This window comes from Streptomyces sp. NBC_01429 (assembly GCF_036231945.1).
In the GTDB taxonomy this organism is placed as follows: Bacteria; Actinomycetota; Actinomycetes; order Streptomycetales; family Streptomycetaceae; genus Streptomyces.
Window position 1 is genome coordinate 3,808,508 of record NZ_CP109599.1, and the last position, 13,233, is coordinate 3,821,740.

The 13,233-nt window shown below is 66.7% G+C and carries 9 protein-coding genes; 3 read left to right on the forward strand and 6 right to left on the reverse strand.

Annotated features, from left to right (window positions below):
• Positions 1-185 precede the first annotated feature (185 nt).
• On the reverse strand, positions 186-713 hold the full coding sequence (locus OG627_RS16515; RefSeq protein ID WP_329065798.1) for a GNAT family N-acetyltransferase: 528 nt from the start codon (positions 711-713) through the stop codon (positions 186-188).
• Positions 710-1,963 carry a helix-turn-helix domain-containing protein gene (locus tag OG627_RS16520; protein WP_329065801.1) on the reverse strand — a complete coding sequence of 418 codons (1,254 nt, stop codon included), beginning with the start codon at positions 1,961-1,963 and terminating at the stop codon, positions 710-712. Before OG627_RS16520 ends, OG627_RS16515 begins: the two co-directional genes overlap by 4 nt.
• An 81-nt stretch (positions 1,964-2,044) precedes the next feature.
• Here OG627_RS16520 and OG627_RS16525 point away from each other — a divergent pair.
• Both OG627_RS16525 and OG627_RS16530 read left to right on the forward strand, forming a co-directional pair.
• Positions 2,045-2,919 (forward strand): IS5 family transposase gene (locus OG627_RS16525; RefSeq protein WP_443073486.1). Its coding sequence is split into 2 segments (ribosomal slippage): positions 2,045-2,438 and positions 2,438-2,919, totalling 876 coding nucleotides; the frame shifts between segments, so codons are not numbered across the junction.
• 50 nt (positions 2,920-2,969) lie between these two features.
• Complete coding sequence (locus tag OG627_RS16530; RefSeq protein WP_329065804.1) at positions 2,970-3,269, forward strand: hypothetical protein; 300 nt, start codon at positions 2,970-2,972, stop codon at positions 3,267-3,269.
• Positions 3,270-3,321: 52 nt separating this feature from the next.
• On the opposite strand, the gene OG627_RS16535 is transcribed toward OG627_RS16530, so the two are convergent.
• The 4 genes from OG627_RS16535 to OG627_RS16550 are packed head-to-tail and all read right to left on the reverse strand — an operon-like array spanning position 3,322 to position 12,236.
• Positions 3,322-6,048 carry a pPIWI_RE module domain-containing protein gene (locus OG627_RS16535; protein WP_329065806.1) on the reverse strand — a complete coding sequence of 909 codons (2,727 nt, stop codon included), beginning with the start codon at positions 6,046-6,048 and terminating at the stop codon, positions 3,322-3,324.
• A complete protein-coding gene (locus tag OG627_RS16540; protein ID WP_329065807.1) occupies positions 6,036-9,599 on the reverse strand; it encodes a hypothetical protein in 3,564 nt (1,187 codons plus the stop codon). The genes OG627_RS16535 and OG627_RS16540 overlap by 13 nt, the downstream gene beginning before the upstream one ends.
• Complete coding sequence (locus OG627_RS16545; RefSeq protein WP_329065810.1) at positions 9,592-10,650, reverse strand: hypothetical protein; 1,059 nt, start codon at positions 10,648-10,650, stop codon at positions 9,592-9,594. The genes OG627_RS16540 and OG627_RS16545 overlap by 8 nt, the downstream gene beginning before the upstream one ends.
• Positions 10,647-12,236: a PD-(D/E)XK nuclease family protein gene (locus OG627_RS16550; RefSeq protein WP_329065811.1), complete on the reverse strand. Its 1,590-nt coding sequence runs from the start codon at positions 12,234-12,236 to the stop codon at positions 10,647-10,649. Before OG627_RS16550 ends, OG627_RS16545 begins: the two co-directional genes overlap by 4 nt.
• A 79-nt stretch (positions 12,237-12,315) precedes the next feature.
• Between OG627_RS16550 and OG627_RS16555 the strand changes: the two genes are divergently transcribed.
• Positions 12,316-13,206 carry a serine/threonine protein kinase gene (locus OG627_RS16555; RefSeq protein ID WP_266855379.1) on the forward strand — a complete coding sequence of 297 codons (891 nt, stop codon included), beginning with the start codon at positions 12,316-12,318 and terminating at the stop codon, positions 13,204-13,206.
• The last annotated feature ends 27 nt before the right edge of the window (positions 13,207-13,233 follow it).

The following is a 13,233-nucleotide window of genomic DNA, read 5'->3' on the forward strand; positions in this document are numbered from 1 at the left end:
TGTCCGGCTCCGCAGCTCGCTTTGGCGATGCATCCGTCCGGTTCCGGCTTACGTATACGGCCATTACACGGTCGCCTCTCCATTGGCTAATCCGAACTCACCGACGATGCTTGCCCCTGCCCGCAGCAATCATGAGCTGGTAAGGCAAATGACGTCATACGTGGGCGACTCGGCAGCGAAGCTGCTCACGGGTGCAACCTCTTCACCATGACCGCGTACACCGGGGAGTCAGCGAAGGGCTGCTGCTCACCCGCCTTCTCGTAGCCCCACGTCTCGTACAGGTCCTGAACCTTCGGGTGCGTCACGTCGACCAAGAGCACCGCAAGGTCTTCGCCGCGTTCCTTCAGCAGGGCTTCGTGGAGCCGCTCCGAGATCCCTTGCCTCCGCCACTGCGGGCGCACCATGACCTCGGAGACTGCGTAGGTCGCGGTGTAGCCGTTGCTCGGCGCGAACGCCGTGGAACGCCACCACTCACGGCCCGGCTGGAGCGGGGCGCCGTACGCGAAGCCGGTCGGCTCGTCACCGTCGAAGGCGACGACGCAGGTGAAGCCGTCCATTCCTGACCAGTGATCGACGAACCATGGGAACCGCTGGTTGAACTCGTAGTCCATCGCATCCGCGTAGGCGTCGGCATGCACATCGATCAGCAGCTGCTTGAAGCCCTCGGGGAGGCTTCCCTTTCCGTAGTGCCGCAGGTCGATCACCCTGGTCACGTTCGGCTCCATTCATCTCGCATGCGGTCTGCCCAGTCGCGGGCGTACGTCGTGGACGGCGCCAGCCGGAACAGGTCTCGGTGGAAGTCTCCGATCAGGGTGCGCATGCGCCCCGGCAGCGGAGCTCCCTCCATGATCGTGAAGACGGTGCCCGCGGTCGCCGTAGCCTGCTCGGGCTCGCCCTGGCGGAGTTGCGCCAGGGCGAGCTGGCAGGTGGCCAGCGCGCGGTTGCGCTGGAACTCCGCCGGGATCTTGGCCAGGGACCGGTGAGCCATCGCCTCGGCTTCGGCGGGCTCCCCGTTGTGGTTGAGGATGATCGCCGCGAGGTGGTTGAGTTCCGCCGGCCCGTAGAACGCGGTCCATCGAGGACGCTCGTCCTCGGCCGCCTTCCGGTAGTTCTCCTGCGCTGCGCCCAGGGACCGGCGAGCGGCCCGCAGGTCTCCCAGCGACGAGTGGGCGAGCGCGAGACGGACGCGGCCCATGGAGCCGAAGAACGGGTCTCTGCGGGCGGCTGGGGAGGCGTTGGCCGCCTGAGCTGCCGCGAGCTGTTCCGGCCAGTTCTTCCGCTGATAGGCAAGCATGGCCATGTTGACCCACACGCGCATGGCCGTGGGCGGGTCCTGGGAGAGGCCGGCGAACGTGGACGACTCGTGCAGGTACGTCCGGGCCTTGTCCAGGTCACGTAGGTCGATGCACGACCAGGCGGCGACGGTAGTGAACTCGGCCGCGAGGGCGTACAGGGCACGGCGTACACGTTCGCTGGCGTTCCGCTGCTGAAGCTCCAGCACCTTTGCGCGAGCTTCGAGGGCTGCGGTCGCCAGGGAGGCGTGCCCGCCTTGGCGGTCATCGGCCTCCACGAGCTGGTTCATGCCGGCCGATGCTCGGGCCACGTCCGTCATGCCGACCGACCGACGTTGCTTGACCACGGGAACGACTGCGGCTGCCGTCCCGGTGGTGAAAGCGATGAAGTCGCGACGCCGCACGGGGCCCTCCGGGGGGTGTTGCATGGAGCTGGGTGCGCTGAACCCTAAGTCCGCCACGGGGCAGCCGAACACACGCTCAAGTGCGGCGCAAGTGCGTCCGATTGGGCGTCGGCTTGATCCGTTGAGCAGGTTGCGCACCGTCCGGGAGGAGATGTCGCCAGGCCGACCGGTGATCTCCTGAAGCGCGGCGTTCAGGCGTGCCGCCAACTCCTCCTGCGTCAGACCGAGTTGATCAAGTCGGGCCTGAAGAACGAGATTACCTCCCATGCACCGAACGTAGTACCACCGTCACGCTCGCACCTCGGGTCTGTTGCGAAAGTGGATCTTGTTCGTTGATGATCACGTCCTGTGAGACGTGGGAATCTGACGAACGGCCAGTGGGCCCGGCTGGAGCCTCTGCTGCCGAGGGGCATCAAGCCGGGTCGGCCACAAGTATGGACGCGACGGCAGCTGATAGACGGCATACGGTGGCGGACCCGGACCGGTGCTCCCTGGCGGGACGTGCCCGAACGCTACGGGCCGTGGGATCGGGTCTATGACCTGTTCCGGCGCTGGCAACGGGACGGCACCTGGGCCGGCATCCTGACCCAGCTCCAGGCCGAGGCCGACGCGAAGGGTCTGATCACCTGGGACGTAAACGTCGACTCGACCGTCTGCCGGGCCCATCAGCACGCCGCCGGTGCGGCGAAAAAAGGGCTCTCCAGAAGGAACCGCCCGGCGGGATCTTCGTCGAGCCGGCCGACCACGGCCTCGGACGCTCCCGCGGCGGACTGACCAGCAAGATCCATCTCGCGGTCGAGCAGGGGCAGAAGCCCCTGTCCGTCGTGATCACGGCCGGGCAGCGGGGCGACTCCCCGCAGTTCGAGCCGGTCCTGGAAGCCATCCGGGTCCCCCGGCTGGGGCTGGGCAGGCCACGCAAGCGCCCGGACCGAGTCCGCGCCGACAAGGCGTACGACTCCCGTCGCAATCGCTCCTACCTGCGCAGACGCGGGATCAAGGCCACCATCCCGGTTCCGGCGGACCGGGTCCGTAACCGCCTCAAGCGCGGATCGCGCGGCGGACGGCCGCCGACGTTCGACAAGGACGACTACAAACAGCGGCACGCGGTCGAGTGCGGGATCAACCGCCTCAAGCGCCACCGGGCCGTCGCGACGAGGTACGACAAACTCGCCGTCCGCTACGAAGCGACGGTGCTGGTCGCAGCTATCAACGAATGGCTCTGACCTCCGTAAATGCTTCTGTGGCGCCAACTGTCGAGCAGTAGCGTGCCCTCATGGGGATCAGCGTTCAGGTTCGGACATTCACAGGCGCGGTCGAAGCCACGTGCGTACATCCATCCATCGCTGACCTGTGCAGACGAGCGGCGAGCCAGAACCTGCCCATGCTCGGATACGTCGATCCCCGCGACGACACCGTGTTCAACCGATCGCAGCTCAGAGTCCTCATCGTGGAACTCCGGGCCCTGGCGAACGGCTCAGCCGCCGAAGAAGTCGAGGCGGTGCACGAGATCCTTGCGCTGACCGCTCAAGTCAACCGCAAGGCCCACCGGTATCTCGTCTTCAACGGCGACTGACGACGCCACTTTCGCAACAGGCCCTAGCGCGGCACCTCCGGCTCAGCAACGTCTATTCGTCGACCTGCTCGGTTGCCGGGGCTGGAGCCAGTGGTAGGAAGTACTCCTCGGCGAGTTTCGCCAGGTGCAGCGGGAGCGGCCGGGCAAGCGGGTGGTACTCGTCGTGGAAGCGCAGCTGGTGGACGGCTGCCGCAATTACTGCGGGTCGTTCTGGCGTCGCGCCGGGGCTTCCCTCCGCAGCCAGAGCTGCCTCCGACAGACATCCCAGCACGGTGAGTTCCAATGCCTGTGGATTCCAGGCCGTAGCCGCAGGGCCGTGGGGCCAGTCCTTGTCGGGTACCAGTTTGCGTAGGTCGCGCCGCACCGTGCCTGCCGTCGGCGGTTTACCGACGGTGCTGACGAACACACGGTTGTCCGGGCTCGCCTCGCGGGCGGCCCAGAGGCCAGCGGAGAACCCTGGCGGCTCCTCGTCGGTCTCGCCGGGCGCATACCACTCGGGCGTCTCGCCGCGACTGTTGGCGTCCCGAATCAACACCGCACGCAAGCCGCCCCCATAGAGCGCGAGCCGCGTCAGCTGTTCCCCGTGCAAAGTCACCATGTCCCTGACCAGTTGTCCGTTGTTCAGGCCGGGCCATACCCCGCGTAGGTTGCCGCTGTTTACCAGGAGCAGGGTCGGCCGATCGCGTACTTGGTAGAGCAGTGACCTGACCTGGCGCTCGACCTCGTCACGCCGCTCATCCTGGGTGGAGAAGGCCCGGGCTGATCGGGTCTGCGTCGGGTGGTCCGACGTGAACTCGTCGGCAGCGAGGGCAAGCAATAGTTGGGCGTATGGGAGCCACTTTTTGCGGGTGTCGTCCCAGCCACACACCGGATGTACAGGATCGCGTGGCCGGATGCGGAGAGCAACCAAGCGCTGTCCCGCCTGTCGGGTCGGACCGTCTGCCTGGCACCGGACGTACCAGAGCGCCAGGTACTGAAGGCCATCCGCCAGCTTGTCGTCCAGCCGTTGGTCCGGCGGGACCACAGCACCGAGTTGGCGCATCCCGTCGGCTACGGCGGACTTTGCACGATGGGCCACGGCCCCGTCAGAGTCTTCCGGAACCACGATGAACTGGCTGACTCGACGGGCCACGGCGCAACCGAGCCGGAGTGCAGACTTGGGATCGGAGTCCCGGACTGGGAAGCGCTCGGGACCGAGCGTCTCCACGATCACCAGCCCTTCCGAGGCCGGTGGGGGGACGAAGTGGCCAGTCGTCCGTGCAGCGCGCTCCCGTACAGCCTGAGCGAGCGCCTGCGCTCGTTTGTGGCCGGACTTCCGGATGACCTCGAGTGGGGCGCCCAGGGTCCCGAGCGGACGGGTACGCAACCTGACTCGCAGTTCGCCGTCCTGCCACTCGTGTTCACCATCCACTCCGCAGGATCCGGCAGAGAGGCCCAGCCACTCACGAAGCGCCGCGACCAAAGCGTCCCGGGTCTCCTCGGTCTGCCAGAGTACGTCCACCAACAGCGGACGCCCGTCGAGGGTCGCGCGCACCGCGTCCCGGCGGGCTTGGATTCGGTTCCGGGCCCGCTTCTCCTGCTCCGCCTGGTCTTTAGTCGGGGAGGTGGGCAGCAGGACGGGCTTGGACTTCCGGTGCACGCGTTCAAGCTCAGGTACCCGGCGCAGGAAGGGGCCGATGCCTTCCTCGACCCAGTGGTCGAGCAGCGAGCGTTCCAACGGCATGAGCCCGGCGCCGACACCATGCCGCCCCATCGCGGTGCTGTGCAGGATGCCGGCCGCAACCCCGTTCTGTCCTTCGATCCACCCGACCGGTTCGGCAACCAGATCAGACGGCTTGGGGTAGGCGCGCGTCACGTCCAGTTCGGGCAGCAGGCCGACCAGACTCTGCCGACTCCAGGCGAGCATCCCGAGGCTGCGGTCGTAGGCAAGGGAATTGGCTGTGAGCCGTCGGCGCGGGCCGTGGACACCTGGCCACGGCAGCGGCGCGTCGAGCAGTACGGTCGCACCATGCCCTTCCGGCAGCCATACGGGCGATCCTGTGGCCCAGCGACGGGTCCCGTATGAGACATGCACGCGGAACCGTGGGGCGAAGGGCACCGTCTGAACGGTGACGGTCACCAGTCCTGAGTAGAACCATGTGCGTTTTCCCTTCGCGTACGACCGTGGTGGCCAGCTGACCAGCTCAACTCCTTGGTCGCGGGTGACCAGCCGGAAGGACAGGTCGACGCCGTTGAGGCGAAGTGGGGAGGAGGCAAGCCTGGCACCGATCCGCTCGGGCAGCAGTTGATAGAGCCTGCGGTCGGGTTGGGCGGTGCCGCCCGGAGAGTGATCCGCAGCCGTGAGGTCCACCGACTCAGTGCGCCACTGCGGGGTGTGGTCGTCGATCAGTGCAAGGGCCCGGTCGAGGGCTGCCCGGTGGTCGGCCATGCGCTCAGGGTCGGGATCGGTGCCGGGCGGCAGGGTCATCACCCAGGAGGCCAGCAGCGGAGAGATCAGCTCCGCGGGCATCTCCTCGGACGCATAGAACCACGGGACCTCGGCGTTGCTGCCGGCCCCCCTGCCCGTGGCCACCAGGCCCGGAGCGGTGGCTCGGAGTAGGTCGTTGAGCTTGCTGATCGGCAAGGCCGCCGGCTGTTCCCGGCGGCGCCATCGTCGCCGGTAGAGATCCATGAACTCGGCCCGCCACTCTTCGGGGAAGCTGATGACCCGGTACTGCTCAGCCCAGGGTTCCCTGTCCACATCCGGTTCATAGGCTGTGGTACTGATCAGGTGATACACGCGGTGTTCCTTTCATTGAGGGATGGATGGAGGCAGCGGTCGAGGGCTGTCCACATCGGGCGGTAGAGCGCCCGGACGATGTGACGATCGTCGGCAGGCACGTCGGCCCCGGGGGTGAAGTAGGGCTCAAGGACGGAGTGGATGCTGTGCAGGAGGCTGCTCTTGGGAGTGTCCGGTTCCTGGGACGCCCCTCCAGCGGCCAGATGAGGGGAGAATGCGGCGTCGACAAAGGCGACCCTGGTAGGCACCGCACCACGCACGGAACGGCCGATCACCTGCCAGATCAGTACGAGCAGGTCCCAGGTGATCGCTTCCCGGTCATCTCCGAGGGAACTCCATGCCATGCTCCGGGCGAGCACCCGGTACCACTGAGATCGAGCGAGATCCCTGACCTTGCGGGCACCGAGACCGAGGCTGGGCTCACTTCGTACCCATTCGTCGAACGCCCCGCCCCTCATGGCCCGCACAATCCAGTCGTTGATCGCGTGTACCGCGAGGCCGAGGTCGTCGGGGCGCGGGTTGGGTCGGGCGAGGAAGTAGATCGACCCGATCGCGGCGTGCTCGCGGTCTAGGTCGAGGATGTTGTGTCCGCGCTCGACAGCTAGTAGCGGCGCCACCAGGATCTCGGCGCGGGTACTGGCCAGCGTCTCGACGTCGCCACGGCGCAGGATGGGCGCGTGGTGCTCGTCGCCCTCCCCCAAAACGCCGGCCTCGAGATCGTCGTCCGACACCAGCCGGCGGACCCTGTCCTTCCACCGCCTATTGAGGGTGTGCAGGGTGTCCGCCACGACTTTGGATTCCTCATAGCTGCCGACGAGCAGCAGGATGTGGCGGCGGCTCTCCGGAAGGCGCTGTAACTCCTCCCGGAGACGGCTGATTCCGGCGTCTTCGTCGCCGAGGGCGACGGTCATCCGGCGCAGGATCTCCTGCCGTTGATCTAGTGGCTCGCCGGAGAGTCGCTGCGCCTCGTACTGTCCATCGCAGGTACAGCCCGCGCGGCATCCGCAGCCGCTGCGGATGAACTCGAAGCGAAACTGACTCTGTTCGGCGATCCGGTCCAGGTCCTCCGGGCCTGGCTCGATGATCACGCCTATGTCCACCGGAATGTGATAGCGGCTGGACTTGCCTGCCCAACTGCTACCCGACATCAACAGGACGTTGGTACCGGGGCGACCATCCACCGTCGGCAGGTCGGGCATCTCCCGAAGTAGTTCCCGGCCGACCCCGCTGCACCGGAAGAACCTCAGTTCCCCGGTGCGCACTCCACCGTGATCCGGGCTGTCCATCAGGAACTGGAAGCCGATCACATTGCCCATCGGTGCCTCGGGCACCATGGGTCCGTAGTCGAGCGGCCTGCGGTACATCTCGTTGAAACCCAGGTTGAGCGCTGACGCGACACGCGGCCACATGGCGTTGATCAGGGCAAGTCTGGGCTCCAGGGCGCTGAGGAGCATGGTGAACTCGAAGCGGGTCACGAGCAGCTTGAGCCAGTCGTCAGAGTTCTCCGGAAGGGGTTCCTTCTTCAGCCGCCTGGCCTTCTTGCGGCTCTTTCCAGGAGGCTGCGGCGGCCGGGGCCGCTCGGCGGCCGCGAGGTGGCGCAGCTCCTCGTACTGCTCAGAGGCTTCGGCCGTGGGCTCCAGCAGCGGATCGAGGGCGAAAAGGCGGCATACCATCCCCTCCAGCCGCTCGCGGGTTGTTTCGCGCCGGTTGGTGTGCAGGAGTTCGCCCAGCAAGGCGGTGAGTTCCACGCCATCCTCGGTGTATCGCTGCCGGTCGCCGAACGGATTCTCCCGGAAGGCGTCGAGGATCTCGGTGAGTCGAAGCCGCGGAGCCCGGTGCCGATGTCCGACCGCGGGTCCCAATGCCTCGGCCGGCGTCCCCTCACGATCTTCCGGGAGCGGATACCGCTCCTCCATCAAGCGGAGTTGGAGCGTCCACGCGCTGAAGTACCCAGTTCTGACCCAGTTCCGCAGTTCCACATCGCGGACGAGCATGGCCACCAGGCGGTCGGCGGCGGTCTGCGTGGTGTTGACGGCCGCCGACCAGTTCTCCACGTCGCGGTCGGACAACTGGATCCCGCCGGCACCGGCCAACTCACGGATACGGTGCTGGTTGACATCGTGCAGGAAGGACCGTGTGTCGGAGCCACCGCCGATCAGCGGGATGGCCGGCGCGAACATCCGGTCCAACTGCATCTGGACCCGGTCCGCCTCATCGATGATCACCAGGTCACTGCGCCGACAGGCGAGTTCGAGGTACCGGACGCGTTCCGGGTTCTGCGGGTGCGGCACCTTGGAATCCACCAGGCTGGACGGTGTGGCAACCCATAGGGCCGCGCCGACCAGCTCTCGGGCTCCGTGGTGGCGGGGACAGGCGGACCAGAAAGGACAGGCCAACTGCCGCCGTTCCCAGAGGTCACCGGCGGGATCGCGGCGGCTGGGCTTCTGCAATCGGGCGCAAGGCGCCTCCCCGAATCCCAGCAGATCGTCGGCGAGCTGCCCCTCTGCGTATCGGAGTGCATTCAGAGCGCAGGACGTGCTCAGGTATGCGAACGCCGGATCGTCGTGCGCGAGCAGGTTGCGTCTGCCACGGCCAGCCAACCGCCGGTGCAGTCGCTCAGCGTGCCGCTGGCGGCCCGAAGCACCAAGAACCGGCGCGGCAGACCGGGGCACGTATGTGTTGTACCGCTCCACCATCTTGAGCTGTTCCGCGACGTCCCCGACGACGATGGTCGCCCGCATGCCCTGCTGGGCCATGTGCACCGCCAGCACGTCTCGCAGGGTGCTCTTACCGGCGCCGACGATGCCCAGCAGGTGCTGGATCCGTCGCACCTCAAAGCGGTCCGCGCACCGGAACTCGTCCGCCTGGCGGGTGAAGAGGTGGACCGCCCCAAGCCGCCCTGCCCAGTTCTCGGACTTCACGGAATCCATGAACGCCGCTGTCTCCAGCAGGTCGCCCCACAGGAAGGACAGTGGCTTACCGCCGTTCGCCGGCAGTGTCGCGAAATCATGTTCGACCGGTGAGGGAAGGGCTGACTCGGGCAGCTGAACGGTGGCCTGATGCCGTCCGATCGGGAAGGTGTGCCGCCCGGCCGCCGCGATCACCATGGGCCGTCCGGCGAAAGCAGGTGCCTCGCGCAGCAACCGTTCGTAGGCGTCCCAGCGGTCCGGCGCCACCGATAGCGAACGCCGACGGACGGCTGGAAGACTCAGGTCGGCGACCTCATAGCCTCTGAGCTGCCGGTCGAGCAGTTGGTAATCCTGGAGTGCCTCGGTCCACGCCCTACGCCGACCCCAGGTCCACACCGTGTGCCGGGCTGTGCGGAGAGTCCGCTCGCCAACAGCATCGACGGCTCGCCAAGCCCGTGCGAACGGGTACCCGCTGAACAGTGTCCAGGCGTCTTCTGCCGGCGCTTCTGCCGCGAATGTCTCTTGGAGGAGGAGCCCCACCTCGATCTCGCACAAGGAGACGAGCCGGGCAGTCTTCATCTTCGGGGCGGCATCCGACAGTGGGACGACCACCTCGCGCAGGGACTGGGAAGTACTACGCACGGTTCCCCCTCGATCGATGGGCTGGTCCCGGTGTTGTGAAATCGCTCGCGGCCACAAGGCGCACCTGAGCTCCCACCGGTAGGGCAAGGTTGAAGCGTCGGCGACATCCGGGGCGCCCTGCCATGGCGTCCGGCATCACGATGTCCAGGGGTCCGTCGAGCAGCGTGGCGACCTCCGCCGCCCGCAGAGCGGCCAGGCCCGGCTGTTCTCGGTCATAAACCTGGAAGACCCGGAGAGTTCCGTCCGGGCTGGTGACGCGATGGACGCCCAGACCCAGTGGGAGCAGCTGGACCTGATCTGTGAGCCGGGAGCGGACTGTCTGCTCGGTGCGCCCGGGAAGTGCCAGGAAAAGCCGGAGCGCGAAGGGAAGAGCAAGGGCCGACTGGGAATCCTGGGACGTTTCGAGTTCACGGTCTCCGGATGAACAGCCACCCTCACACCAAGGGCGCCCGACCGCGGCGTACTTGGCGAGCAGCCCACAATCGCGACAGCAGTGCACCAGCCCGGCGTCCGAGAAGCGGTCGGGCACAGGACCGTAGAGTCCCTTCACCAGATTCCAGACCTGAGCCACGGCCGGCTGCATCAGCTGCATCGGATCAGGACGGAGCATGACCGGCCGGTCGATGAGGAAGTCTCGGCACACCACGAATCGCTCCACGGTGCCGCAGGCAGCGGCGAGTTCGGCGAGCAGTGTTTCGGTTTCCCGCTCCGGCACACCGTACGGGCCGAGGGAGGCCAGCTCGACGCAGGTCCGCGTAGGCTCACCCGCCTCGGGGTCAATCAGGCGGGTGCCAACGGTCAGGAATTCGTCCGGTAACCCTGGCACCCATTCTTCCGGCCCTCGTTCTCGACACCAACGCATCAGGTCCGGTACTCCGGCGGGAATCGGATGACTGCGGGTCATTCCCGACAACACCATTTGATCCAAGACAAGTTGAACTCCTGGTGGGTAAGGGAGCCGGAGTGCCGCGGCCCGGTTGATCGAGGTCAGTTCGAGCACGCCACGGGCCACTGCGGCCAGCAGAGCAATGGCCTGTCTGTCCTCGGTCACTGGCCCTCCTCTGAGCCCACTTGCTGCGACTGCCGCACCGAGCACCACCTCGCCACCTCGCAGTGGGCACACTCCGGGCCGGGCACTGCCTCGAACAGCGTCTCCGTATGCCAGCCTTCAACCTGTTCGCGCAGCACCGCTTCGGCGACGGCAAGGGTCGCGGGTGCGAAGGGATCGATGGTGCGCAGATCGGCTCCGGCGGGGCGCAGCAGCTCCAGTTCGACCCGCCCCCGGGCCTGCGGGCCGGAAAGTACGCCGCTGCCAATGATCTTCACGGCCAGGGCCAGCTGAGGGTAGGCAGCCATGAGGTCGCGGCGAGGCCGGTCACTGGCAGAAGTTTTAGTCTCCCGCCAGACCCACGAACCCTCGCTTCTGTAGAGCAGGTCGGGTTCCGCCAGGACGAGCAGGTCGGCTGCGGTGTCGTCGAAGGCCATCCTGGGCTCGATCCGGATCTCCGACTTCGGTTCGGCCGTGTGCAGCGGGCAGACCTCAGCATGGTGCCGCAGCAGATCGGCACCAAGCTGCCGCTCCTCATCGGGGAGCCGGTACCCCTCGGGCACCCAGTCCGTCGGGATCTCAGGTGTGCAGGGCGTGCGCGACTGCCGGTCGTGCCGCTCGGCGAGGAAGGCGTGCAACGCCCGCCCACGCTCGGCAGCGGCGCCCCGCTCCACGGTGTCATCAGCCGGGAGCCGCAGACCGCGCAGGTAGCCGCGGGCCGGGCAACTCTGGTGGCCACGCCCGGTGGTCGAGGACCAACTGCGCCGCGGCTGACTTCGGTCGGCCGTCCCCAGTAAGCCCGCGGTCTTCGGAAGCGTCGGGCACACTGGCGCGATAGCACACGAGACGCAGGCGGTACCAGGGCGGTATTCCTGGCTGCCGAGCAGAGCGCGGACAGCGGGCGCCCCGTCCTTCCGGTACAAGGTCAGTGCCTCGGCCCGGCTGCCTTCGAAGATCGGAGCCGTGTGACCGTCGGACAAGGCGAACTGAACGACCCTGACTTCTTCCAGTCGTGGATCAGGGTTCCCTTCGGCCGCGACAAGGGCGGCTAGCGCGCGCTCTGTGTCGCTGCGCGTACGGAGGCGCTTGACCACCGGCAGGCGCAGCTCTCGCCGGCGACCGTCGGGGGATTCCAAGCAGCGACCCCAAGCCGTGATCCGGTATTCCACGGCGGCCTGACCGTCGCCGGCCGCTCGCTGATGCTTGTAGACCCAGGGGCTGGGAGCGAGGCGCAGGGCCGAATTCGGTTCCGAGTCGGTGGGAAAAGCCTTCCGGTACATCAGTAGCGCATGCTCGGTCCATTGGCGCACCCCATCGTGCAGCGGACGCTGTCGACCTCCGCTCGGCGGGTTCGACGACGATTCGTCCGCTGGCCGATCGAGCTCGTCGGCCGCAGCCATGAACGGGCCGTTGGGGAACGGATCCAGCACCTCAGGTTTCCAGGCGGGCCGTACGCGAGGCCGCATCCCGCGTGCCTTCAGCACGTCGGACGCCGGGCACCGGTACCGCTCCGGGCCGAACATGCTTAGCCGCAGGGTGACGGTGGTGGATCCCCCGATCAGTCCGTCGGGTGGCCAGGTCTCTGTCATAATCCTCTCGTTTCTCTAGGCCCCGGAACAGGTTGTCGAACCTGCTGGGTGATCTTCTTTTGACTACGGAGCGAATGAAGTGCTTCCCGGGACTTTTCTCGATGGGCGTTACCGGGTGCTGCGGAAGCTCGGCCACGGCGGCGAGGGTGAGCTCTTCGTCGCCCGGGACGAGTTGGACCGTTGCGAAGTGGCGGTCAAAGCTCAATTCCCCCGCACCTTCGAATCAACGAAGACCTATGCCTCTGCCGCCTTCGCTTTGGAAGACGAGCTTGAACGGCTCACATTCATGCGGCATGTACCAGGAATTCCTGAGGTACTGGGAGACGGTTATTATGGGCGGCACCGGGGTCGGTACATTGTGATGGAACTGGTCCAAGGCGATACGATTGCGTCCTGGATCAGCGACCACCATCCAGTTCCAGCGGCTGCGGCGGTCTCAGTTGTCGCGCAGCTCTGCGATATTCTGCACGGCGTACATAAGGAGGGCTACGTACATCGGGATGTCTCCGCGAAGAATGCCATGATGCAGCCAAATGGGAAGGTCAGACTGCTAGACGTAGGCATTTCCGGGCCGATCGGGGAAATCAACTCAGATCCTCGCGGCACTCCGGGTTATGCGCCTCCGGAGCAGTACGACAATAAAGCACTACTGACTCCGCAGGTCGATGTCTTCTCCCTCGGCACCATGCTGTTCGCCATGGTCGGCGCCGAGTTGCCTTACAGCGGCCTGGAAGGCCCACCAGATGCCACCACCCCAGCCTTCCCGAACGGGTTTCGTGCCCATATGTCCAATACGCTTCAGAGCCTCGCGCTCGCCATGGTCTCCATCGACCCGGGGGAACGCCCGGATCTGGCTGCGCTGCGGAACTACCTGCGGCCAATGCTGCCCACCCCCCGCTGCCCCGCCTCCCCGAAGGCCACCCGGCCGGACCCGACCACCCCTTACCGGCTTGGCTTATCGTTGCCGTAACCGGGACGGAGCCAGCACCCTGTCGAA

Coding starts and splice junctions, on each gene's coding strand:
- OG627_RS16520 (WP_329065801.1), bottom strand. CDS start 1,963: ATGGGAGGTAATCTCGTTCTTCAGGCCCGACTTGATCAACTCGGTCTG.
- OG627_RS16530 (WP_329065804.1), top strand. CDS start 2,970: ATGGGGATCAGCGTTCAGGTTCGGACATTCACAGGCGCGGTCGAAGCC.
- OG627_RS16550 (WP_329065811.1), bottom strand. CDS start 12,236: ATGACAGAGACCTGGCCACCCGACGGACTGATCGGGGGATCCACCACC.